1 protein-coding gene is annotated in these 693 nt (G+C 49.5%); it reads left to right on the plus strand.

The features are described 5' to 3' along the window. Nucleotides 1–155: 155 nt before the first annotated feature. On the plus strand, nucleotides 156–632 hold the full coding sequence (locus JAO85_RS25560) for a RidA family protein (protein ID WP_080692943.1): 477 nt from the start codon (nucleotides 156–158) through the stop codon (nucleotides 630–632). Nucleotides 633–693: the final 61 nt, after the last annotated feature.

Genomic DNA, 693 nt, shown 5'->3' on the forward strand with positions numbered 1-693 from the left:
CGGCCAACAGCGGTCCCCTGTATTTGTAGCGGCAAGAAAGTGAAGCTCTGCCGAACAGGTAACTGCTTCGGGTTGTATCCTGTCCGCTTGGGCAACCAAGGTACAGACGCTCATCTAAACTGCCACGACTTCACTCAATGAGGTTAAACCGTCTTATGACCGAATCCCGGGAATCCAACTTTGCTGCAGTAGAAGCCGATCTCTCATACAGTTTTGGAGGCGAGATCAAAATTGGGGGGAATTACGTTTCTGTAATTCGACATGACAATCAAGTGTTCATCAGCGGCCAGATTCCACGCGTTGGAAATGATGTGGTGGTCACAGGCAGGGTCGGTGCAGATGTATCGGTAGCGGATGCGCAGCGTGCGGCTAAGGTTTGCGTCATGCGTGCATTGGCATTACTGCGGCAAGAACTTGGATCACTTGATAGGGTTCTTCGCATTTTGCGAATCACCGTTTTTGTCCAATGTTCAAAAGACTTTAGCCTCCAAAGTGAAGTTGCAGATGGGGCTTCAGAAGTTCTTTACGCGGTACTTGGTAATGCTGGTGTCCACACACGCACATCTGTCGGGGTCTATCAACTTCCCAAAAATGCAGCTGTAGAAATTGACTTGATTGCTGCAGTTGAATAGCTTTTCAAATCTCTGCCAATTACCTCGGTGAAGCCGGAGCCCACTGGCTGCAATGGGTCGT

This window comes from Comamonas sp. NyZ500, from assembly GCF_016772095.1.
In the GTDB taxonomy this organism is placed as follows: Bacteria; Pseudomonadota; Gammaproteobacteria; order Burkholderiales; family Burkholderiaceae_C; genus Comamonas; species Comamonas thiooxydans.

What these genes read in the sequence shown, in the direction of transcription:
- JAO85_RS25560 (WP_080692943.1), top strand. Translation starts at nt 156, where the DNA reads ATGACCGAATCCCGGGAATCCAACTTTGCTGCAGTAGAAGCCGATCTC.